Source organism: Nocardioides abyssi, assembly GCF_030412915.1.
Classification (GTDB): domain Bacteria; phylum Actinomycetota; class Actinomycetes; order Propionibacteriales; family Nocardioidaceae; genus Nocardioides; species Nocardioides abyssi.
The window spans coordinates 187,437-213,587 of the sequence record NZ_JAUHJR010000004.1; the positions used below are offsets into that span (position 1 = coordinate 187,437).

Sequence of the window (26,151 nt, forward strand, 5' to 3'; positions counted from 1 at the left end):
GTGAAATCCCGGGCCGTGACTACCCTGGATGGGTGATCGAGATCGACGACCTGCCCGACCTGGTGGACCCCGTGGTCATCGCCGCCTTCGAGGGCTGGAACGACGCCGCCGACGCCGCGTCGTCGGTCGTCGACCACCTCATGGAGGTCTGGAACGCGCGCGTCGTCGGCGCGATCGACCCCGAGGAGTTCTACGACTTCCAGGTCAACCGGCCCGTGGTCGGCACCGACGAGCTCGGCCACCGGCGGATCACCTGGCCCACCACCCGGATCGCCATCGCCTCTCCCCCGGACCTGGACCGCGACGTCATCCTCGTGCGCGGCATCGAGCCCAACATGCGTTGGCGCCAGTTCTGCGCCGAGCTGCTCGCCGCCTGCGACGACCTCGGCGGCGAGCTGGTCGTCACGCTCGGCGCGCTGCTCGCCGACACCCCCCACACCCGGCCGATCCCCGTCACCGGCACCGCGACCGAGCCCGACCTGGTCGATCGGCTCAAGCTCGAGCAGTCGACCTACGAGGGGCCCACCGGCATCGTCGGGGTCTTCCAGGACGCCTGCGTGCGCCTCGACATCCCCGCCGTCTCCTACTGGGCGGCCGTCCCGCACTACGTCGCGCAGCCGCCGTGCCCCAAGGCCACCCTCGCGCTCGTCGGCCAGCTCGAGGACCTGCTCGAGGTCTCGATCCCCCTCGGCGACCTGGCCGAGGACGCCCGCGCCTGGGAGCGCGGCGTCGACGAGCTCGCCGAGGACGACGAGGACGTCGCCGACTACGTCCGCGCCCTCGAGGAGACCCGCGACACGACCGACCTGCCCGAGGCCTCCGGCGAGGCGATCGCCCGGGAGTTCGAGCGGTACCTCAAGCGGCGTGGTGACGAGCCCGGCGGCGGCGCGGGCTGATCCCCGCCGCTGGGTGCTGACGGCGGCGCCCGCACGGCGTACGTCGAGTGGCCGACGTGTCCGCGGCGGCTCGCCGACCGTCGCGCTGCCGTCGCGCAGTCGTCGCGCAGTCGCCGTACATATCGGGGCAGTCCTGCACATATCGGGGCAGATCTACCCCGATATGTGCAGGGGTCACCGGTTAACCGGTGACTCCTGCACCCCCTCCGGCCGCCCGGCGACGCTCAGACGGACAGCCCCAGCGCAGCGTCGAGCACGGCGATGATCGAGACGGCGGCGTCGGGGTCGCTGGTGTCGGCGAGGCCGTCGGTGCCGAGGGTGGCGCGGACCCAGCGGTCGACGGCGGCGACGGCGCGAGGGGCGTCGAGGTCAGCGGCGAGCGCCTCGAGCACCTCGGTGACGACCGGGGCGGCGGGGGCGCCGGCGCCGAGTGCGAGAGCGCGGCGCCAGTCGGCGAGGGTGTCGACGGCGTCCCAGAGCTCGGCGTCGGTCCACTCCCAGTCGGCGCGGTAGTGGTGGCGCAGCAGCGCGAGCCGGATCGCCATCGGGTCGACGTCGCTGTTGCGCAGGGCGGAGACGAAGACCAGGTTGCCGCGCGACTTCGACATCTTCTCGCCGTCGTAGGCGACCATCCCGGCGTGGACGTAGGTCTGGGCGAACGGGGTGCCGGGGTCGACGACCTGGGCGTGGCCGGCGCACATCTCGTGGTGCGGGAAGACCAGGTCGCTGCCGCCGCCCTGCACGTCGAAGGCGCCGCCGAGGTGCTCCAGCGCGATCGCGGTGCACTCGACGTGCCAGCCGGGCCGGCCGGGGCCGAACTGGCTGGGCCACGAGGGCTCGCCCTCGCGCTCACCGCGCCACACGACGCAGTCGAGCGGGTCCTTCTTGCCGGGCCGGTCGACGTCGCCGCCGCGCTCGGGGTAGATCCGCAGCATCGTCTCGCGGTCCCAGCCGGACTCCTGCCCGAAGGCCGGGTCGGCGGTCACCGACATGTAGAGGTCGTCCTCGACGCGGTAGACCGCGCCGGCGGCCTGGAGCCGCTCGATCACGTCGAGCACGAGCGGGATGGACTCGACCGCACCGATGTACTCGTCGGGCGCGAGCACCCGCAGGGCGGTCATGTCCTGGCGGAACAGCTCGGTCTCGCGCTCCGCCAGCTCGACCCAGTCGGTGCCGACCTTGGTGGCGCGCTCGAGCAGGGGGTCGTCGACGTCGGTGACGTTCTGCACGTAGCGGACCTCGTGGCCGGCGTTGCGCCAGGCGCGGTTGAGCAGGTCGAAGCCGACGTACGTCGCGGCGTGGCCCAGGTGGGTGGCGTCGTACGGCGTGATCCCGCAGACGTACATGCGTGCGGGCCCCTCCGGGGTGGTCGCGACGAGCGCGCCCGTCGCGGTGTCGTGGACCGACACCTCGGGACCCTTCACGGGCAGGGTGGGGACCTCCGGGGACGGCCAGGCGCGCATGGTCCGCAGCCTAACGACCCGGGGGCCGCGCCCCGACGAGCGGTCGGGTCAGAACGGCGGCCACGGGATCGCGGGCATCTCGCCGTGCGGGGCGGGCATCACGCCGCGGTCGAGCAGGCGCGCGCAGCGCCGCTCCAGCGCGGTGATCTCCCGGTCGGTGAGCAGGGGGGCGAGGGTGTCACCGAGGGACCCGCCCAGCGCGGCGCGGACCCGGCTGACGACCTCGACGTCCTCGTCGCGCAGCGGCTCGCCCAGCCAGCCCCACAGCACGGTGCGCAGCTTGTGCTCGTGGTGGAATGCGATGCCGTGGTCGACGCCGTGGCGGTGCCCGTCGGCCATCTCGAGCACGTGGCCGCCCTTGCGGTCGGCGTTGTTGACGACCACGTCGAAGACCGCCATCCGCCGGAGCGCCGCGGTGTCCTCGTGGACCAGGCTGACCGGCAGGTCGCGGCCGTCGACACCGTCGAAGACGTGGAGGAACCCCGGCGGCACCTCGCCGTGCGCGACGATCTCCACCGCCGCCTGCTCGGGGTCGGGCTCGCACCAGCGCTGCACCATCCCGAGGCCGTGCGGTCCCTCGCGCAGCCAGGTCTCGGGGACGACGTCCCACCCCGTGGCCTCGGAGACGGCGTACGCCGCGACCTCCCGCGAGGCCAGGTCGCCGTCGGGGAAGTCCCACAGCGGCCGCTCCCCCGCCACCGGCTTGTAGACGACCTTGACGTCCCCGATCGCGCCGAGGAACGTCGCGTTGCTGGCCGGCATGATCCGGCCGTGCAGGACCAGCTCGTCGCCGAGCAGGTCCACGCCGGTGTCGTCGGCGGTGGTCACGGGTCGCGGCGCTTGAACCCGTTGGCCCGGACGCACAGGTGGCCGTCGGGGTCGATCGGCAGCCCGCAGAAGGGGCAGGACGGACGGCCGGCCTCGAGCACCTGCTCGGTGCGCTTGACGAACGCCCGCGCGAGCCCCGCGGGGATGCGGACCAGCAGCACCTCGTCGGGCTCGGGCTCCTCGAAGTCCTCGTCGACCTGGTCGGGCGAGACCACGGCGGCCTCGGTGAACGGGAAGACCTCGATCACGACCCGCTCGTCGTCGGGGTCCCACGACAGCGTCATCGTGCCGGCGCGGAACTCCTCCTCGATCGGCTGCTCCAGCGGCTCGGCGTCCTCGAGGTCCAGCGGCGCGACCGCCGGGATCATCGCGGTGTTGCGCTCGCTGCCCATGACCTCGTCCAGCAGCTCGTCGATGCGCTCGGCAAGGGCCGCCACCTGCTGCTTCTCCAGCGCGACGCTGACGAGCTTGACGCCGCTGCGGGCCTGGAGGAAGAACGTGCGGTACCCCGGAGGCCCGACGGTGCCGGTGACGAAGCGCTCCGGCGGGTCGAACCCGTGGACGAGTGGTGCCATGTCTCCACCCTATGAGGCCGTCCCAGCACCGCGCGGGCGGTGGCCGCCCACCGGATCCTCAGGAGGCGACGGAGGGGCCGGCACCGCCGCCGACGGCGGCACCGGCGTCCGGGGCGGTGGCCGCCCGCTTGCCCGTGCGGGCCTTGCGGGCCGGCTTCTGGGCCAGCCAGGACAGGTCCCCGGAGTGGGTGTTGGTGGCCAGCACGTAGGGCCGGGTGCCGGTGTAGCGGACGATCGAGATCGACGCGGGGTCGATGTTGATCCGCTGGAAGAGGTCGAGGTGCATGCCGAGGGCGTCGGCCAGCACGGACTTGATGATGTCGCCGTGGCTGACGGCGACCCAGACCGCGCCGGCGCCGTGGGCGGCCTCGACGGCGGCGTCGTGGCGGCGTACGGCGGCGACGGCCCGCGCCTGCATCGCGGCCAGCGACTCACCGCCGGGGAACTCCGCCGCCGACGGCTGGGACTGCACGGTCGACCAGAGCTTCTCCTTGGCCAGGTCGCGCAGCTGCCGGCCCTGCCACTCGCCGTAGTCGCACTCGGTGATGCCCTTCTCGGTCACCAGCGTCAGCGGCGGGCTCTGGGCGCCCATGATCGCCTTGGCGGTCTGGCGGCACCGCTCGAGCGGGCTGCTGACGATCGCGTGCACCGGCAGGTCCTTCATCCGCTCCCCGGCGCGGGCGGCCTGCTTCTGACCGGTCGCGTCGAGCTTCACCCCGGGCATCCGACCGGCGAGCATGCCGCTCGCGTTGGCGGTCGTCCGGCCGTGGCGGACGAGGATCACGGTGGCCATGGCGTCGAACCCTACTGGTCGCCACGTCGTACCGTTCCGGGCGTGATCGTCGACAGCGCGCTCTACCGACACGGCTCGCGGGTGGCCGCCGACTGCGGCGCCCACGACTACGAGCAGCTGCGCCAGCAGGTGCGCGAGGAGGGCGACTTCGTCTGGGTCGGCCTGCACCAGCCCGACGCGGAGGAGCTGGCCAAGGTCGCCGCCGCCTTCGGCCTCCACCCGCTCGCCGTGGAGGACGCCGTCAAGGCCCACCAGCGGCCGAAGCTCGAGCACTACGACGACAGCCTCTTCCTCGTGCTCAAGACGCTCTGGTACGTCGACGCCGACGACGCGGTCGAGACCGGCGAGATCAACCTGTTCGTGGGGCCCGACTTCGTCGTCACCGTCCGGCACGGCGAGGGCTCGGAGCTCCAGTCGGCCCGTCAGTACCTCGAGTCGCGGCAGGCGGTGCTCGACCACGGTCCCTCCGCGGTCGTGTACGCCGTGTGCGACACCGTCGTCGACGCCTACCGGGAGGTCGCCGACGAGCTGGAGCGGGACGTCGACGAGGTCGAGGACTCGGTCTTCTCCCCCACGCGCTCCGACGACTCGGTCCGCATCTACGTGCTCAAGCGCGAGATCGCCGAGGTCCGCCGGGCCGTCCAGCCGCTGCGCGAGCCGATGCGCCGCCTGGCCGCGGGCGAGGTCGAGGGGATCGACACGACGGCGGCGCCGTTCTTCCGCGACGTGCTCGACCACCTCTCGCAGGTCGGCGAGGTCGTCGACAACCTGGAGACCCTGCTGTCCTCGGCGTTCGACGCCCAGGTGGCCCGGATTTCGGTGCAGCAGAACGACGACATGCGCAAGATCTCCGCAGGCGCCGCCCTGGTCGTCGTACCGACGCTCATCGCCGGCGTCTACGGCATGAACTTCGACCACATGCCCGAGCTCCACTGGACCTTCGGCTACGTGTTCGCCCTGTCGCTGATGGTCGGGTCCTCGGCGGTGCTGTGGGTGTTCTTCAAGCGGTCCGGCTGGTTGTAGCCGTCGAACCCCTGGTCAACGGCCGGCACCCGGCGCACACTCTGGTCATGGACGACCTGCGCGACACCGCCACCGCCACCGGCACGGGGATCGGCACCGCAGCCCGGCCCCGCGCGGCCTGGGCGCTGGCTGCCCTGCTCGTCGTGGTCGTGCTGGCCGGCTGCACGTGGGCGGCGGCGACCGCGGACGACACTGCCCGGGTGGTGCAGGTGTCGCTGCTCGGTCTGCTGGGCGCCGGCATCGCCGCCGTGCTGGTCTACGCCGTCGTGACCCCGCTGCCCGGCCGGGGCGCGGGCGCGGCGGGCGGGCGCACGAGCGGCAGCGCGTGGTTCGCGGGCGGGCCCGTCGACGCCGGCGGCGCGGGCGGGGACTGCGGCGGATCGGGCGGCGGCGACTGCGGCTGACCTACCGACCGCCCGAGCGGCCCGGAGGTCGGGCAGCCCGGAGGTCAGGCGGCCAGCACGCCCGTGCCGACGAGGACGAGCACCACCGCGCCGAGCCCGACGCGGTAGAGCACGAACGGCGCGTAGGAGCGGGTCGAGACGTACCGCAGGAGCCAGGCGATGGCGGCGTACCCCACGACGAAGGAGACGATCGTCGCGGTGATCGTCGGTCCCCACCCGTAGGTGTTGTCGCCGTGCGGGATCTCCTTGAGCTCGAAGAGGCCGGCGCCGACGACGGCAGGGATGGCGAGCAGGAAGGCGTAGCGGGTGGCGGCCTCGCGTTCGTAGCCCAGGACGCGGCCCATCGAGATCGTCGCGCCGGAGCGGCTGACGCCGGGCACGAGCGCGCACGCCTGGGCCAGGCCCATGAGGACGGCGTCGCGCAGGTTCATCTGCTTGATCGTCTTGTTCGACGCGCTCATCCGGTCGGCGACGCCCAGCACGACACCGAGCACGATGAGCGTGGTGCCGATGATCCACAGGCTGCGGAAGTCGGACTCGATGACGTCCTTGAGTGCGATGCCCAGCAGGACGATCGGCAGCGAGCCGATGATGATGAACCAGCCCATCCGGGCGTCCAGGCTGCCGCGGTACTCCGGCCTGACCAGCGAGCGCAGCCACGCCGACGCGATGCGCCAGATGTCGTGGCGGAAGTAGATGAGGACGGCCAGCTCGGTCCCGATCTGGATCACTGCGGTGAACGCCGCACCCGGGTCGCCCCACCCGAAGAGCTCGGGGAAGATCCGCAGGTGCGCGCTGCTCGAGATCGGGAGGAACTCGGTCAGTCCCTGGATCGTGCCCAGCACGACGGCCTGGAGGAAGTCCCACACGGGCGTCGATCCTACGGACACCGCACCCGCGAGCCGGACGCGGCGCACGAGACGTCGCCCACTACCTTGTCGGCATGCAGCACAGGTCTCTGGGTGCCACCGGCTTGAAGGTCTCGCGCCTGGGGCTGGGCACGATGACGTGGGGTCGCGACACCGACGAGCACGAGGCGCGCGACCAGCTCGTGGCGTTCGCCGAGGCGGGCGGCACGCTGCTCGACACCGCGGCCGGGTACGGCGGCGGCGCGTCCGAGGAGCTCATCGGCTCGCTGCTCGGTGACGTGGTCCCCCGCGACGAGGTCGTGCTGGCCACCAAGGCCGGGATCAGCGCGCGGCGGGGCGGCCGGGAGTACAACACCTCCCGCGGCCACCTGCTCACCACCCTCGACGGGTCGCTCAAGCGGCTCGGCGTCGACCACGTCGACCTGTGGCAGGTGCACATCTGGTCCGACGAGACGCCGCTGGAGGAGACGCTGTCGGCGCTCGACCTCGCGGTCTCGACCGGGCGGGCGTCGTACGTCGGGGTCTCGAACTACACCGGCTGGCAGACCGCCCAGGCCGCGACCTGGCAGCGGGCCGTCCCCGGGCGGGCCGTCATCGCCTCGACCCAGGTGGAGTACTCCCTGCTCAACCGCGCCGTCGAGGCCGAGGTGCTCCCGGCGTGCGAGGCGCTGGGCCTCGGGGTGCTCCCCTGGTCGCCGCTGGGCCGTGGGGTGCTGACCGGCAAGTACCGCTCCGGCACGCCGTCGGACTCCCGCGCCGCCTCCTCGCACTTCGCGGGCTTCGTCGGCACCTACCTCGACGACCGCTCCGCCGGCATCGTCGAGGCCGTCGCGCGCGCGGCCGACGGCCTGGGCTGGACGCCGCTGGAGGTCGCCCTGGTCTGGGTGCGCGACCAGCCCGGCGTCACCGCCCCGATCGTCGGTGCGCGCACCGCGGCCCAGCTGCGGGGCGCGCTGGGCACCGACGGGCTCGTCCTGCCAGCCGAGATCGTCGCGGCCCTCGACGACGTGTCCGGAGAATGAGCGGCATGTCCCGGGTCCACCGTCTGCCGCTGAACCGCGGGGTCGAGTGGGAGTTCGACAAGGTCACGTTCTCCCGCGAGTTCTCCCGCAACGTCGTCACCAAGCTGCTGGTCGAGCGCGCCGAGCACGGCGGCTGGGAGCTCGACCGCGTCCGGATCACCGCCGACGGCACCCGCCGGGTGATCCTGCGCCGCCGGATCATCCGGGCGATCCGCACCGCCTGAGGGCGGGCCGGCCCTCAGACCTGGTCGAGGAACCGGTCGAAGACCCGCGCGCCGAACTCCAGCGCGTCGACGGGCACCCGCTCGTCGACACCGTGGAACAGCGCGGTGAAGTCGAGGTCGGCGGGCAGGCGCAGGGGCGCGAAGCCGTAGGAACGCATGCCCAGCCTGCGGAAGTGCTTGGCGTCGGTGCCGCCGCTCATGAGGTACGGCGCGACGATCGCCTCGTCGTCCTCGGCGAGGAGCGAGCGGGTCATGGCGGCGACGAGGTCCCCGTCGTACGGCGTCTCCCAGGGCTGCTGGTGCGAGACGTGCTCGATCTCCACGCCCTCGCCGGTCAGCTCGGCCAGCGTCGCGAAGAACTCGTCCTCGAACCCGGGCAGGAAGCGCCCGTCGACGTACGCCGTGGCCTCGGTCGGGATGACGTTGACCTTGTAGCCGGCCGAGAGCATCGTCGGGTTGGTCGTGTTGCTGATGACCGCGCCGAGCATGCGGGCGGCACCGCCGAACTCCTCGATGAGGGCGGGCGCGTTCTCCGGCGTGGCCTCGGTGCCGGCCAGGTCGGCGACGGTGGCCAGCAGCACCTCCATCGTCGGGGTCAGCCGCACCGGCCACTGGTGCGCGCCGATCCGCGCGACGGCGCCGGTGAGCCGGGTGACGGCGTTGTCGGTGTTGATCATCGAGCCGTGGCCGGCGCGGCCGCGGGCGGTGAGCTTCATCCAGGCCATGCCCTTCTCGGCCGCCTCGATGAGGTAGACGCGGCGGCCGCGGACCGTGGCGGAGAAGCCGCCCACCTCGCCGACCGCCTCGGTCACGCCCTCGAGCAGGTGGGCGTGCTCGTCGACGATGACCTGGGCGCCCTTGTGGCCGCCGGCCTCCTCGTCGGCGGTGAAGCAGAGCACCACCGGCCGGTCCGGCACCTGCTCGGCGCGCTGCCGGGCGCGGACGACGGAGAGCAGCATCGCGTCGAAGTCCTTCATGTCGACCGCGCCGCGGCCCCACACGTAGCCGTCCTGCACCTCGCCGGAGAACGGGTGGACCTGCCAGTCCTCGGCCGCCGCGGGCACGACGTCGAGGTGGCCGTGGAGCAGCAGCGCGTCGGTGCGGCTCGGGTCGGCCCCGCCCCACCGGGCGACCAGGGAGGTCCGGCCCGGCTCGGACTCGATGACCTCGCAGGTGATGCCGACCTCGTCGAGCAGCGTCGCCACGTGCTCGGCCGCCTTCCGCTCCCCCGGGCCCTCGGCGTCGCCGTAGTTGGAGGTGTCGATGCGGATCAGGTCCCGGCACAGCTCGACGACCTCGGCAGCGGGGTCGTAGGAGCGCTGCTGGTCGGACGCCTCGGAGCTCGTCATGGGCCCAGCATGACACCGGCCTGTGAGGGGCCCGATTCGGTCGGGACGTCACCTCTGTAGTACTTTTTCTCCGCACTCGTCCGGGTGGCGGAATTGGCAGACGCGCTAGCTTGAGGTGCTAGTGCCCGTATTAGGGCGTGGGGGTTCAAGTCCCCCCTCGGACACCAGTCAGTGGGACCGATCCCACCGCGTGGCCTGCTGAAAGGCAGGTCGTGCGGTGGGATTCGTCGTTTCTGGAGAGACGCACATACCGGACCGGCCGGCACTACCAAGCGCAACCGGCGCCATCACCTCCGGGCGCCGCTGTGCTGCTGCGGGATGACGACATGGGTGCCCGCGGAGCCTTCCCACGTCTCCTCGCCCGCGTGCAGGGCCACCCTGCCGCGCACGACGTACAGCGTGGCTTCGCCCGGGTTCTCGTGCTCGCCCAGGCGGCGGCCCGCGACGAGCGCGATGAGGGTCTGCCGCAGAGCGTGACCCTGTCCGCCGTACACGGTGTGGGCACTGCGACCGGCGCTGTGCTCACGGGCCTTGGCGAGGTGCTCGTCGGCGAGCGTGTCAAGGGAGGTGGTGTCCATGGTGGTCCTCGATCATCGAAGGGTGCTCACTGCGAGATCCGGTCCCAGCCGCGGCGCGGCGCGCGGTTGCTGTACGCGGTCTCGTCGCGGCTTCGGTAGACGATGTAGGGGCGGGTCAGGTAACCGACCGGCGCGCTGAAGACGTGCACCAGGCGGGTGAACGGCCACAGCGCGAAGAGCAGGAACGCCGTCATCGCGTGCAGCCGGAAACCGGGCGGCGCCTCGGCCATCAGGGAGGCGTCGGGCTGGAACGCGAGGAACGAGCGGTACCAGACCGAGACGCCCTCGCGGTAGTGGTACTCCCCGCCGATGGCGAAGATCGAGCCGGCGATGGTGTTCCACATGCCCAGCACGATCACGACGAAGAGGAACGCGTACATGACCTTGTCCATCACGGTGGTGGCGGAGAAGACCGGGCCCACGGTGCGGCGACGGTAGATCAGGATGACCATCCCGACGACGCACGCGACGCCGGCGGCGAGCCCCCCGATGACGGCGATGTAGTGGTACAGGTGGTCGTCGATCCCCACGGCGGCCGTCCACGACCGCGGCACCAGCAGACCGATGACGTGCCCGCCGACCACGCCGAGCATGCCGAAGTGGAACAACGGGCTGCCCCACCGCAACAGCCGGTCCTCGTAGAGCTGGGAGGACCGGGTGGTCCAGCCGAACTTGTCGTAGCGGTAGCGCCAGAAGTGGCCGACGGCGAAGACCGCGAGGCACAGGTAGGGCACGATGACCCACAAGAAGACGTCCATCAGTGGACCCCTCTCGTCGACGGGGCCGGGAACGCCGGCATCGGCAGCATCGTGGGACCGTCGGGCGCCGCCGGTCCGGGGTCGAAGCCCGGGGTGGCGTACGGCGTCAGCCCCACCTCCTCCTCGGGCGGACCCTCGGCCGCAAGACGCCGGACCGCCTCGCGCTCGTCGCCCCGCAGCGGCGGGAGCGTCGCGGTGACGGCCTCGACGGCACCCGCCCACCGGGAGCCGGCCTCGCCGAGCGAGATCCGTAGCAGCTCGAGCCCGGCGCGGTGGTCGAGCATCAGCTGCCGCCCCCGCTCGGCGTCGATGGTGGCGGCGTACTCCAGGACGACGCACAGGTGGTCCGGCAGCTCGGCGTCGGTGAGATCGAAGCCGGAAGCCACGTAGGTCTGCTTGAACCTCAGCAGCGCCATCCCCCGTTTGCGGGTGTCACCGTGCGCGAAGTAGGTCAGGAACAGGTTGTGCCGACGCCGGTTGTCGAAGGTCTCGACGTAGTCGGCCTCGAGATCGGTCAGACCGACGCCGTCGAGCTGCTCGACGCAGGTCCGAAGTGGTGCCGCCACGGCCGGCGGTAGGTGTCGCGTCGCTTCCTGGAAGACCGGCAACCGCTCGACCAGCTCCTCGTCCGGGTAGTCCAACAGGATCGACGCCACCTGCCAGGTGAGGCCCTGCTGGCGGGCATCCAGGGCGGTGGGAGCGCCGAGGGCCGTGCGGGACCTCATCGGTGGTCAGCCCCTCCGGTGAGCCCTCCGGTCCCGCCCGGGCCGGTGGCACCTTCGTCGCTCGTGTCGGGGGCACCGGTGTCCTCGACCGGCCCTGGTCCGTCCGGACGTGGCGGGAACAGTCCGGCCGGCGAGCCCTTGCCGTCCCAGTTGAGGAGGTTCACGCGGGCCGCCTTGTCGGCCGGCGACGCGAGGGTGTCGGAGGTCTGCCGTTCCTGGAGCATCTGGAAGTTCTCCACCGCGATGGGGGTCAGCGCCCCGGATCCTTCGCCGAACGGACCTTGCTGTCCGCCGCCGTACTCCGAGACTGCGCACTCGGTGGCGATCTCCTCCAGCGCGTGCGCCTGCTCGGCATGCGCGGGCGGGATGACGTACCGCTCGTCGTACTTGGCGATGGCGAGGAGGCGGTACATGTCGTACATCTCCTCCTCGCTCATGCCGACCGCCGCGGGGATCTCGCCATTCGGGTCGCGACCCATGTTGATGTCGCGCATGTAGGACCGCATCGCTGCCAGCTTCTTCAGCACCCGGTCGACCGGTTCGACCTCCCCGGCGGTGAAGAGCTCGGCGAGGTACTCGATCGGGATGCGGAGCGCGTCGATGGCGGCGAACAGGTTGCCCTTGTCCTCGGCGTCCTCGCCGGTGTCACGGACGACGTCGACGACCGGCGAGAGCGGCGGGATGTACCAGACCATCGGCATCGTGCGGTACTCCGGGTGCAGCGGCAGCGCGACCTCGAACCGGTTGATCAGGGCGTAGATCGGGGACCGTTGCGCCGCTTTCACCCAGTCGCGCGGGATGCCTGCCCTCTCCGCCTCGCGCTGGATCTCCGGATCGTTCGGGTCCAGGAACACCTCTCGCTGAGCGTCGTAGAGGCCGTGCTCGTCCTCGGTGGCGGCGGCCGCCAGCACCTTGTCGGCGTCGTAGAGGATGAGCCCGATGTAGCGCAGGCGACCCACGCAGGTCTCGGAACACACGGTCGGCAGGCCGACCTCGATACGCGGGAAGCAGAAGGTGCACTTCTCGGCCTTGCCGGTGCGGTGGTTGAAGTACACCTTCTTGTAGGGGCAGCCCGACACGCACATGCGCCAGCCTCGGCAACGGTCCTGGTCGACCAGCACGATGCCGTCCTCGGAGCGCTTGTAGATCGCCCCGCTGGGGCAGGACGCGGCGCACGAGGGGTTCAGGCAGTGCTCGCAGATGCGCGGCAGGTAGAACATGAAGGTCTGCTCGAACTCGAGCTTCACCTTGTCGCCGATCTTCGCCAGCATCGGGTCGTGCTCGCCGGTGGCCTTCGAGCCGCCGAGGTTGTCGTCCCAGTTCGAGGACCACTCGACCTTCATGTCCTTGCCCGACAGCAGGGACTTCGGGCGGGCCACCGGGGTGTGCTCCTGCGCCGGCGCGTCGGTCAGCGTCGAGTAGTCGTAGGTCCAGGGCTCGTAGTAGTCCTGTATGGAGGGCATCTTGGGGTTGGAGAAGATCGTGGCCAGCTTGCGGAACCGGCCGCCCGCCTTGAGCTTGAGCCGGCCGCGCTTGTTCAGCTCCCAGCCGCCCTTCCACTCCTCCTGGTCCTCGTACGTGCGGGGGTAGCCCTGGCCGGGCCGGGTCTCGACGTTGTTGAACCAGACGTACTCGGTCCCGGTGCGGTTGGTCCACGCCTGCTTGCAGGTCACCGAGCACGTGTGGCACCCGATGCACTTGTCGAGGTTCATGACCATCGCCATCTGCGCCATGACCTTCATCAGTAGGTCACCTCCTGGCTCCGCTTGCGGATGACCGTGACCTCGTCACGCTGGTTGCCGGTCGGGCCGAGGTAGTTGAACGCGAACGCGAGCTGGGCGTAGCCGCCGATGAGGTGACTGGGTTTCACCAGGATTCGCGTCAGCGAGTTGTGGATCCCACCGCGCTTGCCGGATGTCTCCGCAAGGGGGACGTCGATGAGCCGGTCCTGGGCGTGGTGCATGTAGACCGTCCCTGCCGGCATCCGGTGGGAGACGATGGCGCGAGCGACGACGACGCCGTTGCGGTTGACCGCCTCGATCCAGTCGTTGTCCTCGACGCCGACCTTGGCGGCGTCCTTGTCGCTCATCCAGATCGTCTGCCCGCCGCGTGAGAGCGAGAGCATGAACAGGTTGTCCTGGTACTCCGAGTGGATCGACCACTTGTTGTGGGGGGTCAGGTAACGCACGGTGACGGTCCGCTCCCCCATCGCCTCGCCGGTGCTGCCGAGGTCCGGTTCGGCGAAGAGGGCGCCCATGTTCAGCGGTGGCCGGTAGACCGGCAGTGACTCGCCGATCTCCTGGATCCAGTCGTGGTCGAGGTAGAACGTCTGCCGGCCGGTCAGCGTGTGCCACGGCTTGAGCCGCTCGACGTTGATGGTGAACGGCGAGTAGCGGCGCCCACCGCTCTCCGAGCCCGACCACTCCGGCGACGTGATGACCGGGACCGGCGCCGCCTGGGTGTCCGCGAAGGTGATCTGCTTGCCCTCGTGCTCGGCGGCCAGGTCGTGCAGCAGGGTGCCGGTGCGCTTCTCCAGCGTCTTGAAGCCCTGGGTCGCGAGGTGGCCGTTCGTGGTGCCCGACAGCGCGAGGATCGCCTCGCACGCGTGGATCTCGCGCTTGAGCGACGGCCGTCCGTCGGCCGGCCCACCCCGCACGGCACCGTTCTTGTGCCGGAGGTAGTCGACCGACGCGGTCACGTCGTAGGTGATGCCCTTCGTCGTGGCGCCGAGCTTCTCCATCAGGGGGCCCAGCGCCTGCATCTGCGCGCCGATCGCGGCGTAGTCGCGCTCGACCTCGACGATCTTCGGCATCGTCACGCCCGGCACCGGGTCGCACTCGCCGAGCTTCCAGTCGCGCACGACGCCGTGCGGGTTGGCCATCGCGTCCGCGGTGTCGTGCAGCAGCGGCACCGCCACGACGTCCTTGCGGGTGCCCAGGTGGACCGCGGCCAGCTCGCTGAACTTCGTCGCGATGGTCTGCCAGGCGTCCCAGTCGGTGCGGGTCTGCCAGGGCGGGGCGATCGCCGGGTTGAACGAGTGCACGAACGGATGCATGTCGGTGGTGTTGAGGTCGTGCTTCTCGTACCACGTGGCGGCCGGCAGCACGATGTCGGAGAACAGCGTGGTGGACGTCTGCCGGAAGTCCAGGGTGAGGAGCAGGTCGAGCTTGCCCTCCGGCGCCTCGGCGTGCCAGGCGACCTCCGCAGGTCGCTCAGGCTCGGATGCCTCGGTGGCCCGCAGCGAGCTGTCGGTGCCGAGCAGGTGCTTGAGGAAGTACTCGCTGCCCTTGCCGGACGAACCGAGCAGGTTGGCCCGCCAGATGGCGAGCACTCGCGGGAAGTTCTCCGGCGAGTCGGGGTCCTCCGCCGCGAACCGCAGGTCGCCCGAAGCCAGCTGGTCGACGACATGATCGACGACCGACCGCCCCTGCGCGGCCGCCTCGTCCGCCAGGTCCAGCGGGTTGCGGTCGAAGGTCGGGTACGACGGCATCCAGCCCATCCGCGCGCTCTTGGCGATGATGTCGGCGGTGCTCATGCCGGCGAACCGTCCGCTGCCGGTCTTCGCGGCGACCTGGTCGGCGGGGAACGTGTCGTAGCGGAACTGGTCGGTGTGGAGGTACCAGTAGGCGGTGTGGATCATCTGCCGCGGCGGGCGGACCCAGTCCAATCCGAACGCGAGCTGGGCCCACCCCGTCACCGGCCGGCACTTCTCCTGGCCGACGTAGTGGGCCCACCCGCCGCCGTTGACGCCCTGGCAGCCGGTCAGCGTGGTGAGCGCCAGGAACCCGCGGTAGATCGTGTCCGAGTGGAAGTAGTGGTTGGTGCCGGCACCCATGAGGATCATCGACCGGCCGCCCGACTCCTCTGCGTTCTGCGCGAACTCACGCCCGATCCGGGCGGCGGCCTGGGCCGGGACGCCGGTGATCGCCTCCTGCCAGGCCGGCGTGTACGGCGCCGCCGCGTCGTCGTACCCCGCCGCCCAACGACCGGGGAGGCCGTCGCGCGCCACGCCGTACTGGGCGAGCATCAAGTCGTAGACCGTGGTCACCAGGTGGTCACCGATGCGGCGCACCGGCACGCCCCGCGGCAACGAGTCGGGGGTCCCGTCGAGGTCGTCGAAGCGCGGCAGCTCGACCAGCACGGCCTCGCCGCCGTCCTGGAGCAGGGAGAGGCGGGGGTCGACGTCGCCGAGGTCGAGGTTCCACCGACCCGCTCCCTCCTCACCGAACCGGTGACCGAGCGAGCCGTTCGGGACTACCGGCTGGTCGGTGCGCGCGTCGATCAGGACGGTCTTGAAGTGGGCGTTCTCGGCCCCGGCATGCTCGACCAGATCGGCCGCGGTCAGCATCTTGCCCGGCCGATAGGAACCCTCCCCCGCCTCGTCGGTGGACACCCGCTCGAGGGCCACCAGGTGCGGCAGGTCGGTGAACCGCTTGGTGTAGTCGACGAAGGACGGCACCTGCCGGTCGACGAAGAACTCCTTGAGCACGACGTGGCCCATGGCCATCGCGAGCGCGCCGTCGGTGCCGGGCGCGATGGCCAGCCACTCGTCGGCGAACTTGACGTTGTCGGCGTAGTCGGGCGAGACGACGACGACCTTCTGGCCGCGGTAGCGCGCCTCGGTCATCCAGTGGGCGTCCGGCGTGCGGGTGACCGGGACGTTCGAGCCCCACATCACCAGGTAACCGGCGTCCCACCAGTCGCCGGACTCCGGCACGTCGGTCTGGTCGCCGAACATCTGCGGCGAGGCCACCGGGAGGTCGGCGTACCAGTCGTAGAACGACAGCATCGAACCGCCGAGCATGGAGGTGAACCGGGCGCCCGACGCGTGGGAGACCATCGACATCGCAGGGATCGGCGAGAAGCCGGCCACGCGGTCCGGGCCCCACTTGCGAATGGTGTGCACGTAGGCGGCGGCGGCCATCTCGGTCGCTTCCTCCCACGTGGCGCGGACCAGGCCGCCCTTGCCACGTGCGGACTTGTACGCCTTGGCGCGCATCGGGTGGTCGACCACGTGAGCCCACGCCTCGACCGGATCACCGTGCTGCTTCTTGGCCTCGCGATACATCTGCAGCAGCACGCCGCGGACGTAGGGGTAACGCACTCGCGTCGGGCTGTAGGTGTACCAGGAGAACGCCGCACCGCGGGGGCAGCCGCGCGGCTCGTACTCCGGCGAGTCCGGGCCGACCGAGGGGTAGTCGGTCTGCTGGGTCTCCCAGGTGATGATGCCGTCCTTGACGTAGACCTTCCACGAGCACGACCCGGTGCAGTTCACGCCGTGCGTCGAGCGCACCACCTTGTCGTGGCTCCACCGGTCCCGGTAGAACGCGTCGGCCTCGCGTCCACCGGCCTTGGTCAAGGTGCGCAGGTCGTCCGAGACCGTGCCCTTGGTGAAGTAGCGTCGAGTACGCACGAGGGCATCGGCCAGACCACCGTCCAATCCCCCTCCCGTCCCCTTGCTGGAATGAGGGGTCCTACCGGGAGTCGTATCGGGGGTCGTCTCGGGGGTCGTCTCGGTGGTCACGCGGTGGCTCCTCCCGTAGCAGCGGTACGACGGACGACGGTGAGCGTCAGCACCAGGGTCAGTGCGGCGGTCACCGAGAGCAGGATCAAGCCGATGGCGTAGGAGTCGGTGCGGCCGTAGACGTAGCCCATGACCAACGGCGGCACGAACCCTCCGAGTCCGCCGGCAGCGCCGACCAGGCCCGTGACACCGCCGACGCGGGCGGGCTCGGTCACCTGGGCGATCAGCGCGAAGGTGGCTCCGCTGCCGGCCCCGAGGGCCCCGGCCATGGCCAGGAAGGCGACGGTGCCGGCACCGTCGAGCGGCGGAGTTCCTGCGGAGATGGCCGCGCAGACCACGACGATGGCGTACCCCGCCGACAGCACCGGGATGGACCCGAACCGGTCGGAGAGCCACCCGCCGACGGGGCGCATGACGACCGCGATGACCACGAAGCCGGCCATCCGGTTCGAGGCGTCCGCGGCGGTGAGTCCGTGAGCGGTCTTCAGGTAGGCCGGTAGGTAGACGGAGAAGGCGACGTAGCCGCCGAACGCCACCGCGTACAGCACGCAGGCCTGCCAGGTGATGGCGAGGCGGGCGTTCGCGCTCAGTCGGGCAACCAGGCTCGTGGTCGGCACCACGCGGCCGGGAGCATCACGCAGCACCAGCCAGGCGATGGCGGCGTACACGGCGAGCACCACGGCGGTGATGAGGAACGGGGCCTGGTCGCCGACGTCGGTGTAGAGCTTCACCGTCGTCAGGGCGCTGATGGCGGTGCCACCCATGCCGGCGCCGAACACGCCGACGGCCAGTCCTCGGCGTTCCGGCGGGAACCACGCGTTCACGAAGGGGACGCCGACCGCGAAGGCGGTGCCGCCTATCCCGAGGAAGAAGCCGCCCACCAGGAGCAGGGTGTACGAATCGAGGGCGACGAAGCCGATGAAGAGGACCGGCACGATGGTCACCGCCGAGACGAGCGGGAACATCACCCGGCCGCCGTAGCGGTCGGTCAGGGCCCCGACCAGGATCCGCCCGAGCGATCCGACGATCACCGGGACCGCGACCAGCAGAGCGACGTCGGACTCCGACAGCTCGCCGAGCGTGCCCTGGTCGCGGAACATGGGCCCCAGCGGGCTCACCAACGCCCAGGCCCAGAAGTTCACGGCGAACCCGACGGTCGCCAGGACCAGCATCAGCAGTGGAGACGTGGTGCCCTGCCGGCGCCGAGGGGTCGTCATCGCAGTTGCCATCCTTTTCCTCCCGGTTGTGACCTTGGCCACTCGACCGTCAGATGTCCAGCCTTGCGGTTCTGCGTGTCGGACGCGCAGGGACCGTGGTCGCGTCGTGCCCGAGCAGAGGTCACGGGTGCTCGCACGGGCGGTTGCGCCCTGTCGGGTGGTGGAGCCAGCGCGTCCCACCAGCCAGCGATCCACCGACCTTCCGAGGGTCGAACGGCGATCCCGCCGGCGAGCGCGCGTCGTCCTCGCGTCTCCCAGCCAGGGTGTGGCGGTCTCCGCGAACACCAGCGCCAGAACGCCGCTCGAGCGCCGCGACCAGTGGACCGGGCAGCTGCGCCGGGAGCGACCACCTGCGGGTCCGCGGCACTCGGATGGTGCTGGTCCCCACTTCTAGGTCGCGGCGAGGGGGTCCACTCAGCCGGTCGTTGCAACACGTGGACCTGATCCACCGGACAGAGTGCTTCGAGCTCCTCTACTGGGTTCGCGGGCTGATCGATCGGCCCGGCCGGTCCTGAGTCTCGCTGGACCCGGAGAGCCTCGCCGGCACCCCTCACTGCGCTCCGGCCTGCAGGTCAGAGCGATCGGCGGACCGCGCCCGTCTCGTCTAGGCCGGACCGAGGTGCTCCGTCGCTTCCGCGGCACCAACGTCCTTGAGCTCCACGAACAACACGTGCGTGGGGGTGTTTCCGATGTTCTCGCCCGCATGCTCCTGGGCCGGCAACCACCCCGTGAAGCCGGCTGGCATGTCCACCTCGCGCTCCTCGCCATGAGCGATCAGCCGACGGCGAAAGGACGTGATGGTGTGCATCACGCTGTCCGGGTGCTCGTGCGGCGTCGTCCGGTGCCCAGGTTCGTCGCGATACTCGAGAACACGGACTCGTTCGTTCTCGAAGACGACCTTGTAGACATCATGATTGGACACCGCTGGGTCCAGGCTCATATGTCACTATCATCGCTCGCCACCAGCAACCACAAGCCCTACGCGGGAGGTCGTCCCGCTCCTGCCGCGTTCAGCGCAGTTCCGTCGAGATGAGCCGGTGTGCCGCGAGCGGCGCGTGGAGAACCTCTCTGAGATCTGCCACCGCGGCGGGCGGCGCTCAGCTAGACGAGGCCGGCGCCGCCGACGACGGTGCCGACGCCGTAGGTGATGCCCATGGCGAGCAGTCCCCCGGCGACGTTTCGGAGCACAGCGCGCTGCGGCGGAGCACCGCCGGCCCGCGCGGCGGTGTATCCCGTGCCGGCCAGCGCGACACCGACGGCGATCACCGTCAGGGGGGCCCGGAGGTCCGCCGGGAACAGCAGGATGGTCAGCAGTGGCAGTGCCGCACCGACGACGAAGCTGGCCATCGACGCCCACGCGGCGTGCCACGGGTTCGTGAGATCGTCCGGGTCGATCCCCAGCTCCACCTCGAGGTGGCTGCGCAGCGGATCGACCGCGGTGAGCTCGGCCGCCACGTCGTGGGCGAGCGTGGGAGAGAGACCCTTGTGCTCGTAGAGCCGGGCGAGCTCGGCGAGCTCGTCCTCGGGCGCCTCCCGCAGCTCGCGCGACTCCTGGGCGATGAGTGCCCGCTCGGTGTCGCGCTGGGTGCTGACCGAGACGTACTCACCCGCCGCCATGCTCATCGCGCCGGCCACCAGGCCTGCGAGCCCAGCGACGGCAATCGTGCCGCGATCGTTCGTGGCGCCAGCAACACCCATGACCAGGCCCGCAGTCGAGACGATGCCGTCATTCGCGCCGAGCACCGCGGCCCGAAGCGCGTTCAGCCGTGCATTGATCGAGGGGTCGTGCGGCTCTGCGGGACGAGGGGCGGCGTCGGACATGTTCACGGGCCCCATCCTGGCCGCGGGCGGTGGCGGTGACCACCACCTGCGGCCAGCGCCTGACCAGCTAGGCGCCGTCGGTCCGGCGCACGTGTCCGGGACTCGACGCCGGCGGGGTTCCGCGGACGGGTGACGCGACGGCCGCGCAGGAACGCTGTCATCGGAGTGGCCGAGGAGCCGGCCTCGACGGGAACCCACCCCGGGCACCTGACGCGGCAACAGCGAGATCAGGACTCGGTCTTCGGTTCAGTCCTTGGATGAGAGGCCGCGAAGGCACTTCGTTCCGACGCTGTCGACGGGTGCGGCTCGACGGGCTGGGGCCTCACCGTCACGGTCACCGTCACCAAGGTCGGCCACGCGACCACGACCGTCAGGAGCAAGCCGACCGCGAAGGTCACGAAGAAGAAGGCCAAGAAGTAGCAGGGACGGACGTCCCCGGGCCGGTCCGCCTCGGCGGGCCGTACGTCGCGGCTCGACCGCGACGGCCCGGGGACGTCTGTCGTCTCCGGGGCCCGGTGTCGGTCGAGCCGGCCGTGGGCCCGAACCCACTGGACGGGGCGCCACTCCCCCTCGGACGAGACCAGCACTTGGACGAGACCCGGCTCCGGTTGCGGCGCCTACGGCACGAGTGGCTTTCCCCCGAGGCGCGGCCTATGGTCCCGGCATGGTCGGGACGGTCGAGGCGGTGGCGCAGGCGGTCACGGTCGGGCCGTCGCACGTCCCGTCGGGCCCCGCCCTCCTCGCGATCGCGCTCGGCGAGGTCGCCCGCGGCATCCGCGGCCTCGACGTGCTGCGCCGCAGCGTCGACCGCGCCCCGCCCGCCCAGCTCTGACGCCACCCGGCGTCCACGCCCTCCAGCGCGCCCGGACCACCGGCGCGCTCCCACGGCTGTCCAGGAGCACCCATGAACACGACCTCGACGTCGCCGCTGCCCGGCGACGCACCCTCCCCCGTCCCGGACCCGGCGGACGACCGCACGCGGGAGGTGACGGCATGACGCTCAAGCCGGTGGGCGCCCAGCGGGCGTACCTCGACGAGCTGCGCTCGGAGCTGCTGCGGGCGGCTTACCGTCGCACCCACCAGCTCGGTGCGCTCCCGCCGCCCGGTGTCGACGAGGACGTCGTGCAGGCCGCCCACCGCGCGAGCGTGCAGCGCATCCTCGGGCAGGTGCACGCGGCGCTCGACCGCCTGGACGCCGGGACGTACGGCGAGTGCGTCGCCTGCGGCCGCCTGGTCGCGCTGCAGGACCTGCGCCGGTGCCCCTGGACCGAGCGCTGCGGCACCTGCATCCGCAGCACCGTCTGAGCGGGGCCCGGGTCAGGGGTCGACGTCCTTCCCGCCCGCGGTCCGGCCACCCGCCCAAGGGCGCGATGAGTCCGGCGCGGTGACGGGGTCGACCTTGTCGGGACCGTCGCACGACGGCCCGGACGTCCGGTCCGGGAGCGCGGGGCGGTCCACGACCCCGGGAGGGACGATGGCACAGCAGACGGTCCGAGCGACCAGCGAGGCGGCCGGCGCGGCGGGCGCCGCGACGACCATGGAGATGTACCCGTGCCTGTGGTTCGACGGTGACGCCGAGCAGGCTGCGGAGTTCTATGCCGACCGGCTGCCCGACAGCCGCGTCGACAAGGTGTGGCGGTCGCCCGCGGACACCCCGGCCGGCCCGGCCGGGCAGGTGCTCGTCGTCGACCTCACCCTGGTCGGCCGGCGGGTGCAGGGCCTTAACGGCGGCCCGGACTTCACCTTCTCCGAGGCGGTGTCCTTCGTGCTGGAGTGCGGGGACCAGGCCGAGGTCGACCGGCTCTGGGACGACCTGCTCGCCGACGGGGGCGAGCCCGGCCCGTGCGGCTGGCTGAAGGACCGGTTCGGCCTGTCCTGGCAGGTCGTCCCCCGCCGGCTCAACGAGCTGCTCGACGACCCCGACCCCGGTCGTGCCCGCCGCGCGATGGAGGCGATGCTGCAGATGGGCAAGATCGACGTGGCTGAGCTCGAGCGGGCCGCTGCCGACGCCTGAGGACCGCGGCCACCGTCACGGCCCGCCGGCCGGCGGTGACGCTCAGCGCGTCGCTGCGACCTCCGGCGGCCACGTGAACCGCCGGCCCTCGACGCTCGTGGGGACCAGCTCGACCACCTCGTGGGGCACCTCGTCCAGCCACGGCCGGGCCGGCGGTGCGACCGCGGCCTGCTCCCCCGGCTCGAGCCGGCGCAGCCGCCCGCGGACCACCACGGACCACGCGGTGCCGTCGCCTCGCCAGTCGGTCTCGAGGGCGACGTCCGACTCGAGGGCCGCCGCGAGCAGCTTGTTGCCCGACCCGGTGCGCAGGTGGATCGCGTGCCCGTCGGCGGCGTAGTCGAGGGGCACGAGGTGGACCTCGTCGACGAGGCGGTACGCCAGGCGCCCGAACGTCTCCGACTCCAGCAGCGCCCAGCACTCCTCGGTGGCGAGCCGCTCCGCCGTGGCTGTCCCCTGGTCCGACCTGGTCATCGTTGCCTCCCTGTGGCTTCGAGTGGCCGGGACCCGTGCGCCGGCCTCGACCTCCAGCGTGCGCCTGCGCGAGCCGCCGCGGCAGGGCCGAAGGTCCCGACGGGTCGTCTCAGTCCGCCCGGCGGAGCTGCCGGGGTGCGCCGGCGTCGGGCCCCACCGGGGTCGCGAGGCGCACCTTGGCGTCGACCACCGTGCACCCGGCCGGACCGTCCACGACGGCGTCGAGCTGCAGCGCAGCCACCTCCGGCACGTCGACCGCGAGCCGGCCCAGCGCCAGGACGAGCCCGACCTGGACGTCGAGGTCGTCGCCGTCCGTCGCCGACCGCCGGGAGCCGACGGCCCGCCGTGCTTCAGCTGCGGTGACCGGCGGCAGCAGGAACGTCGTGTCGCGGTCGCGGGACGCCCCGCTGTCGGCGAGGGTGACCAGCGGTCCGAGCACGGGGTCGCGCACGACGCCGAGCGCCACCTCCGCGCCGGACACCATCGGCTGCACCAGCACCTCGCACGCCCCGTCCACCGCGGCGCGGAAGTCCCGGAACGCCTCCTGCACCTGGCGCGCGGTCCGCAGACCGGTGCGGACCAGCCCGGCCTCGGTCCGCTTCACGGTGCCCGCGTCCACGACCTTCACGGCCACCGGGAGACCCACCTCCGAGGCGCTGCGTGCGGCGGCGGTGGCCGATCGGGCGAGGACCCCGACCGACGCCAGGCCGTACGACGCCAGCAACGCCGCCGCGTCCGACCCGTCCAGCCAGGCACTGCCTCGCCGACCCAGCAGCTCGCGAGCAGTCCGCCTCGCCGCGGCCGCCTCCGCGGGCGCCGTCGCCGGCGTGTCCCGCGCCGCCTCCTCGCGCGTCCACGCGGCGTACCGGGCCACCCGCGCGAGCGCCTCCATCGCCGGGCCCGGGCCGTCGTACTCCGTGATCCCCGGACCCGGCGCCGCCCCGTCGAGCGGTACGCCCACCGGCACGCCGACGACCGGGAGGTCGGGGTGCCGGGCCCGGGCGTCGAGCAGGGCCGCCGAGACCGCCGGGAGGTCGGTGAGTCCGGTCGCCACGGGAGCCACCGCCACGGCGTCGACCTCGCCGGACCCGAGCAGCTCGTCGAGCAGGTCGCCCAGCACCTCGGCGGACCCGGCGGCTCCGGCGTCGATCGGGTTGGTGGCGGCCGCCCTGCACCCGACGAGCGCACCCAGGCGATCCTGCAGCGCGGGCGACGGCTGACACAGGTCGAGCCCGGCGTCCGCCGCGGCGTCCGCGAGGAGGGCGCCCATGCCTCCGGCGTTCGTCAGGACGGCGACCCGTGCCCCGCGCGGAAGGGGCTGCTCCGCGAGGAGGGCCGCGACGCCGAGCAGCTCCGCGGTGCTCCGGCACCCGATCACCCCCGCCTGCGCGAACAACGCGTCGACGCCCACCCCGCCACCGTCGCCGCGGGACCGACCGCCCAGCACCGCCAGCAGCGGCTTGCGCAGCGCGAACCGCCGCGCGAAGCGGGCGAACCGGGCGGCGTTGCCGAAGGACTCCAGGTACAACCCCGCCGCGCGAACCTGCGGATCCTCGTACCACGCGGCCAGCAGATCGTTGCTGGACACGTCCGCCTTCTCCCCGAGCGAGACCAGGCAGTGGACCCCGACGCCGCGCTCCGCGGCGCGACGCAGCAGCGCGATCCCGACGCCGCCGGACTGGCTCACCAGCGCCAGTCCGCCGGTGGGCGGCACGACGTCCTGGAAGGTCGCGTTGAGCCGCACGGCCGGGTCGTTGAGCAGCACGCCGAGACTGCCCGGGCCCACCAGCCGGACGCTGGCGGCGCGGGCGGCGGCGACGAGCCGTCGGCGGGCTACGGCCGCATCGTGCCCGGCGTCGTGCTCGGCACCGGCGGCCACGTCGTCGGTCGGGAGCGCCACCACGGCGCGCGCCCCGGCCGCTGCAGCGTCCCGGACCAGGTCGGGCAGGGTGTCCATGGGAGCGCTGGCCACCACGAGGTCGATCCCGGGCCCGGCCGCTGCCAGCGACGGGTGGGCCGGCACGCCGTCCACCTGCGTCGCCGTCGGGTGGGTGGCGACCACGCGACCGGCGAACCCGCCGCGGCGGACAGCCTGCAGCACCGCGGAGCCCAGCCGGGTCGTCCCGGCGCCCACGACCGCGACGGCCCGTGGCTGCAGCAGAGCCGCGAGCGACCGGGCCTCGGCACGGAACTCACGCTCGTCCGAGCGGGCGGTCGCCTGCGCCCCGGCCCGGGTCCCGAGCGTGAGCACCACGACGCCGCTGTCCGAGGCGCGCCCCTCCACTCGCCCGGTCGCGGAGAACACGCTGAGCATCGCGTGGTTCTCCATCAGCACGTCGGCCTCGAAGGCCGTGACCCCCCGGAAGGACGCGAGCGCGGCGAGGTGCTCGAGCAGGAGGGTCCCCACGCCACGGCCGCGGGCGGCGTCACCGACCAGGAAGGCGACCTCCGCCCGGCCGACCCCGAACGGTTCGGCGGTGGCCAGGCCGAGGAGCTCGCCGCCGGTCTCGGCGACGAGCGCGAGGGTGGACGGGCTGGCGAGGACGTGATCGACGTACCGGTGCGCCGCCACGCGCGACGGGCTGAAGAAGCGGAGCCGGATCGCCTCGACCGAGACCGACTCGTGCAGCGCGTGCAGGGCGGGCCCGTCCGCCGCGGTCAGCGGGCGGACGACCGCGACGCAGCCGTCGGCGAGGAGGACGTCGGCGGGCTCCCAGGTCTCGGACGGGACGGTCACGTCGAGGTCCGCCCGGGCGTCGAGGTGCGGGACCGTGGTCGGCGCGCGTCTGCCATCGCACCAGCATCGGTCATCCGGGCTCCGACGGACAGGCCTCCGGCGGAGGGGGACCTTCGTCCCGTGCCTCTCGATGACCTCGGACCCTGGCCGCCCCGACGGCGTCGGCGCACGCTGGTGCTGCAGGCACGAGCCCGCCCCGACGAACGACGAGGTCCCGACATGAGCAGCACCGCACACCGCCACGACCGCAGCACCGCGCCCGTCGGCGGCACCGACGTCAGCACCACCGACCGCGTCGTCACGCCGTTCGCCGCCCGCGCGCTGGCCGTGACCCGCATCGGCTTCGGCCTCACCTTCCTGTGGGCCTTCCTCGACAAGCTCCTCGCCCTCGGCTTCGGCACCGGCCGCGACGAGACCGGCGCCGTGGACCGCTTCGGCGACGCCGCCTGGGTCAACGGAGGCAGCCCCACCGAGGGCTTCCTCGCCTTCGGCGCCGACGGCCCCTTCAAGGACCTCTACAACAACATCGCCGGCGCCTGGTGGGCCGACACCCTCTTCATGGTCGGCCTCCTCGGCATCGGCCTCGCCCTCACCCTCGGCATCGGCATGCGCGTCGCCGCAGCCGCCGGCGCCCTGCTCTACGTGCTGATGTGGACCGTCGTCCTGCCCCCGGAGAACCACCCGGTCCTCGACGACCACCTCCTCGCCGCCGCCACCCTCGTCGTCCTCGGCGCCCTCGCCGCCGGCGACACCTGGGGCCTCGGCAGGACCTGGGCCCGCACCGGCCTCGTCCGCCGCTACCCCGTCCTCCGCTGACCTCTCGACACCAACCTCCCGACACACCAACGCCCCGACACAGC

General features: G+C 72.2%; 25 protein-coding genes and 1 tRNA gene. 10 read left to right on the top strand and 16 right to left on the bottom strand.

Annotated elements, in window-relative coordinates:
* Positions 1–32 precede the first annotated feature (32 nt).
* Positions 33–896: a PAC2 family protein gene (locus QWY29_RS11775; RefSeq protein ID WP_300961049.1), complete on the top strand. Its 864-nt coding sequence runs from the start codon at positions 33–35 to the stop codon at positions 894–896.
* A gap of 224 nt (positions 897–1,120) precedes the next feature.
* Here the strand turns inward: QWY29_RS11775 and mshC are convergent, their stop codons facing one another.
* Genes mshC through QWY29_RS11795 form a run of 4 tightly spaced genes read right to left on the bottom strand, consistent with a single transcriptional unit; the run spans position 1,121 to position 4,555 of the window.
* Positions 1,121–2,359 (bottom strand): cysteine--1-D-myo-inosityl 2-amino-2-deoxy-alpha-D-glucopyranoside ligase, encoded by a 1,239-nt coding sequence (mshC, locus tag QWY29_RS11780; RefSeq protein ID WP_300961051.1) that lies wholly within the window; start codon positions 2,357–2,359, stop codon positions 1,121–1,123.
* 48 nt (positions 2,360–2,407) lie between these two features.
* On the bottom strand, positions 2,408–3,187 hold the full coding sequence (locus tag QWY29_RS11785) for an SCO1664 family protein (RefSeq protein WP_300961053.1): 780 nt from the start codon (positions 3,185–3,187) through the stop codon (positions 2,408–2,410).
* Positions 3,184–3,762, bottom strand: a complete 579-nt coding sequence (locus tag QWY29_RS11790) for a DUF3090 domain-containing protein (RefSeq protein WP_300961055.1) — start codon at positions 3,760–3,762, stop codon at positions 3,184–3,186. The genes QWY29_RS11785 and QWY29_RS11790 overlap by 4 nt, the downstream gene beginning before the upstream one ends.
* 58 nt (positions 3,763–3,820) lie before the next feature.
* Positions 3,821–4,555, bottom strand: coding sequence for a histidine phosphatase family protein (locus QWY29_RS11795; protein ID WP_300961058.1), 735 nt, complete (start codon positions 4,553–4,555; stop codon positions 3,821–3,823).
* Positions 4,556–4,597: 42 nt separating this feature from the next.
* On the opposite strand from QWY29_RS11795, the gene corA reads away from it, so the two are divergent.
* Positions 4,598–5,578 carry a magnesium/cobalt transporter CorA gene (gene corA / locus QWY29_RS11800; protein ID WP_300961060.1) on the top strand — a complete coding sequence of 327 codons (981 nt, stop codon included), beginning with the start codon at positions 4,598–4,600 and terminating at the stop codon, positions 5,576–5,578.
* A gap of 47 nt (positions 5,579–5,625) precedes the next feature.
* On the top strand, positions 5,626–5,982 hold the full coding sequence (locus tag QWY29_RS11805) for a hypothetical protein (RefSeq protein WP_300961062.1): 357 nt from the start codon (positions 5,626–5,628) through the stop codon (positions 5,980–5,982).
* Positions 5,983–6,026: 44 nt separating this feature from the next.
* Here the strand turns inward: QWY29_RS11805 and QWY29_RS11810 are convergent, their stop codons facing one another.
* On the bottom strand, positions 6,027–6,851 hold the full coding sequence (locus QWY29_RS11810) for an undecaprenyl-diphosphate phosphatase (RefSeq protein ID WP_300961064.1): 825 nt from the start codon (positions 6,849–6,851) through the stop codon (positions 6,027–6,029).
* A 74-nt stretch (positions 6,852–6,925) separates the two neighbouring features.
* On the opposite strand from QWY29_RS11810, the gene QWY29_RS11815 reads away from it, so the two are divergent.
* Together QWY29_RS11815 and QWY29_RS11820 are read left to right on the top strand one after the other, a co-directional pair.
* Positions 6,926–7,873, top strand: coding sequence for an aldo/keto reductase (locus QWY29_RS11815; protein WP_300961065.1), 948 nt, complete (start codon positions 6,926–6,928; stop codon positions 7,871–7,873).
* A gap of 5 nt (positions 7,874–7,878) precedes the next feature.
* A complete protein-coding gene (locus QWY29_RS11820; protein WP_300961066.1) occupies positions 7,879–8,097 on the top strand; it encodes a DUF5703 family protein in 219 nt (72 codons plus the stop codon).
* A gap of 14 nt (positions 8,098–8,111) precedes the next feature.
* On the opposite strand, the gene QWY29_RS11825 is transcribed toward QWY29_RS11820, so the two are convergent.
* Positions 8,112–9,446 carry a M20/M25/M40 family metallo-hydrolase gene (locus QWY29_RS11825; RefSeq protein WP_300961067.1) on the bottom strand — a complete coding sequence of 445 codons (1,335 nt, stop codon included), beginning with the start codon at positions 9,444–9,446 and terminating at the stop codon, positions 8,112–8,114.
* A 78-nt stretch (positions 9,447–9,524) separates the two neighbouring features.
* On the opposite strand from QWY29_RS11825, the gene QWY29_RS11830 reads away from it, so the two are divergent.
* Positions 9,525–9,613 (top strand) — tRNA-Leu (locus tag QWY29_RS11830).
* A gap of 120 nt (positions 9,614–9,733) precedes the next feature.
* On the opposite strand, the gene QWY29_RS11835 is transcribed toward QWY29_RS11830, so the two are convergent.
* From QWY29_RS11835 to QWY29_RS11870, 8 genes are all read right to left on the bottom strand, one after another.
* Positions 9,734–10,024, bottom strand: coding sequence for a cupin domain-containing protein (locus QWY29_RS11835; RefSeq protein WP_300961069.1), 291 nt, complete (start codon positions 10,022–10,024; stop codon positions 9,734–9,736).
* 26 nt (positions 10,025–10,050) lie between these two features.
* The gene (narI, locus tag QWY29_RS11840; RefSeq protein WP_300961070.1) at positions 10,051–10,782 is read right to left on the bottom strand and encodes a respiratory nitrate reductase subunit gamma; all 732 of its coding nucleotides are present in this window, start codon (positions 10,780–10,782) and stop codon (positions 10,051–10,053) included.
* Positions 10,782–11,507 carry a nitrate reductase molybdenum cofactor assembly chaperone gene (narJ, locus tag QWY29_RS11845; RefSeq protein ID WP_300961071.1) on the bottom strand — a complete coding sequence of 242 codons (726 nt, stop codon included), beginning with the start codon at positions 11,505–11,507 and terminating at the stop codon, positions 10,782–10,784. Before narJ ends, narI begins: the two co-directional genes overlap by 1 nt.
* Positions 11,504–13,249 carry a nitrate reductase subunit beta gene (gene narH, locus QWY29_RS11850; RefSeq protein ID WP_300961073.1) on the bottom strand — a complete coding sequence of 582 codons (1,746 nt, stop codon included), beginning with the start codon at positions 13,247–13,249 and terminating at the stop codon, positions 11,504–11,506. The genes narJ and narH overlap by 4 nt, the downstream gene beginning before the upstream one ends.
* Positions 13,249–16,947 carry a nitrate reductase subunit alpha gene (locus tag QWY29_RS11855; protein ID WP_300961075.1) on the bottom strand — a complete coding sequence of 1,233 codons (3,699 nt, stop codon included), beginning with the start codon at positions 16,945–16,947 and terminating at the stop codon, positions 13,249–13,251. The genes narH and QWY29_RS11855 overlap by 1 nt, the downstream gene beginning before the upstream one ends.
* 80 nt (positions 16,948–17,027) lie before the next feature.
* A complete protein-coding gene (locus tag QWY29_RS11860; protein WP_300961077.1) occupies positions 17,028–18,248 on the bottom strand; it encodes an MFS transporter in 1,221 nt (406 codons plus the stop codon).
* A gap of 604 nt (positions 18,249–18,852) precedes the next feature.
* A complete protein-coding gene (locus QWY29_RS11865; RefSeq protein WP_300961081.1) occupies positions 18,853–19,188 on the bottom strand; it encodes a cupin domain-containing protein in 336 nt (111 codons plus the stop codon).
* Between the two features lie 161 nt (positions 19,189–19,349).
* Positions 19,350–20,069 carry a VIT1/CCC1 transporter family protein gene (locus QWY29_RS11870; protein WP_300961367.1) on the bottom strand — a complete coding sequence of 240 codons (720 nt, stop codon included), beginning with the start codon at positions 20,067–20,069 and terminating at the stop codon, positions 19,350–19,352.
* 664 nt (positions 20,070–20,733) lie between these two features.
* Here QWY29_RS11870 and QWY29_RS11875 point away from each other — a divergent pair.
* From QWY29_RS11875 to QWY29_RS11885, 3 genes are all read left to right on the top strand, one after another.
* Positions 20,734–20,901, top strand: coding sequence for a hypothetical protein (locus tag QWY29_RS11875; RefSeq protein ID WP_300961084.1), 168 nt, complete (start codon positions 20,734–20,736; stop codon positions 20,899–20,901).
* Between the two features lie 161 nt (positions 20,902–21,062).
* The gene (locus QWY29_RS11880) at positions 21,063–21,374 is read left to right on the top strand and encodes a TraR/DksA family transcriptional regulator (RefSeq protein ID WP_300961086.1); all 312 of its coding nucleotides are present in this window, start codon (positions 21,063–21,065) and stop codon (positions 21,372–21,374) included.
* 169 nt (positions 21,375–21,543) lie between these two features.
* Entirely contained in the window at positions 21,544–22,083 is a 540-nt protein-coding gene (locus QWY29_RS11885; RefSeq protein ID WP_300961089.1) for a VOC family protein, read from the top strand.
* 42 nt (positions 22,084–22,125) lie between these two features.
* On the opposite strand, the gene QWY29_RS11890 is transcribed toward QWY29_RS11885, so the two are convergent.
* Entirely contained in the window at positions 22,126–22,554 is a 429-nt protein-coding gene (locus tag QWY29_RS11890; protein WP_300961091.1) for a pyridoxamine 5'-phosphate oxidase family protein, read from the bottom strand.
* 109 nt (positions 22,555–22,663) lie between these two features.
* On the bottom strand, positions 22,664–25,291 hold the full coding sequence (locus tag QWY29_RS11895) for a GNAT family N-acetyltransferase (RefSeq protein ID WP_300961093.1): 2,628 nt from the start codon (positions 25,289–25,291) through the stop codon (positions 22,664–22,666).
* Between the two features lie 219 nt (positions 25,292–25,510).
* Here QWY29_RS11895 and QWY29_RS11900 point away from each other — a divergent pair, with 219 nt between their 5' ends.
* On the top strand, positions 25,511–26,107 hold the full coding sequence (locus QWY29_RS11900; RefSeq protein WP_300961096.1) for a hypothetical protein: 597 nt from the start codon (positions 25,511–25,513) through the stop codon (positions 26,105–26,107).
* The last annotated feature ends 44 nt before the right edge of the window (positions 26,108–26,151 follow it).

Excerpts from the sequence above, each read along its gene's own strand:
- QWY29_RS11815 (WP_300961065.1), top strand. The coding sequence starts at position 6,926 with ATGCAGCACAGGTCTCTGGGTGCCACCGGCTTGAAGGTCTCGCGCCTG.
- QWY29_RS11880 (WP_300961086.1), top strand. The coding sequence starts at position 21,063 with ATGACGCTCAAGCCGGTGGGCGCCCAGCGGGCGTACCTCGACGAGCTG.
- QWY29_RS11835 (WP_300961069.1), bottom strand. The coding sequence starts at position 10,024 with ATGGACACCACCTCCCTTGACACGCTCGCCGACGAGCACCTCGCCAAG.
- QWY29_RS11900 (WP_300961096.1), top strand. The coding sequence starts at position 25,511 with ATGAGCAGCACCGCACACCGCCACGACCGCAGCACCGCGCCCGTCGGC.
- QWY29_RS11790 (WP_300961055.1), bottom strand. The coding sequence starts at position 3,762 with ATGGCACCACTCGTCCACGGGTTCGACCCGCCGGAGCGCTTCGTCACC.
- QWY29_RS11805 (WP_300961062.1), top strand. The coding sequence starts at position 5,626 with ATGGACGACCTGCGCGACACCGCCACCGCCACCGGCACGGGGATCGGC.
- QWY29_RS11860 (WP_300961077.1), bottom strand. The coding sequence starts at position 18,248 with ATGACGACCCCTCGGCGCCGGCAGGGCACCACGTCTCCACTGCTGATG.
- QWY29_RS11875 (WP_300961084.1), top strand. The coding sequence starts at position 20,734 with ATGGTCGGGACGGTCGAGGCGGTGGCGCAGGCGGTCACGGTCGGGCCG.
- QWY29_RS11890 (WP_300961091.1), bottom strand. The coding sequence starts at position 22,554 with ATGACCAGGTCGGACCAGGGGACAGCCACGGCGGAGCGGCTCGCCACC.
- QWY29_RS11820 (WP_300961066.1), top strand. The coding sequence starts at position 7,879 with ATGTCCCGGGTCCACCGTCTGCCGCTGAACCGCGGGGTCGAGTGGGAG.
- narJ (WP_300961071.1), bottom strand. The coding sequence starts at position 11,507 with ATGAGGTCCCGCACGGCCCTCGGCGCTCCCACCGCCCTGGATGCCCGC.
- narI (WP_300961070.1), bottom strand. The coding sequence starts at position 10,782 with ATGGACGTCTTCTTGTGGGTCATCGTGCCCTACCTGTGCCTCGCGGTC.
- QWY29_RS11825 (WP_300961067.1), bottom strand. The coding sequence starts at position 9,446 with ATGACGAGCTCCGAGGCGTCCGACCAGCAGCGCTCCTACGACCCCGCT.
- narH (WP_300961073.1), bottom strand. The coding sequence starts at position 13,249 with ATGAAGGTCATGGCGCAGATGGCGATGGTCATGAACCTCGACAAGTGC.
- QWY29_RS11885 (WP_300961089.1), top strand. The coding sequence starts at position 21,544 with ATGGCACAGCAGACGGTCCGAGCGACCAGCGAGGCGGCCGGCGCGGCG.
- QWY29_RS11870 (WP_300961367.1), bottom strand. The coding sequence starts at position 20,069 with ATGTCCGACGCCGCCCCTCGTCCCGCAGAGCCGCACGACCCCTCGATC.
- QWY29_RS11795 (WP_300961058.1), bottom strand. The coding sequence starts at position 4,555 with ATGGCCACCGTGATCCTCGTCCGCCACGGCCGGACGACCGCCAACGCG.
- QWY29_RS11865 (WP_300961081.1), bottom strand. The coding sequence starts at position 19,188 with ATGAGCCTGGACCCAGCGGTGTCCAATCATGATGTCTACAAGGTCGTC.
- mshC (WP_300961051.1), bottom strand. The coding sequence starts at position 2,359 with ATGCGCGCCTGGCCGTCCCCGGAGGTCCCCACCCTGCCCGTGAAGGGT.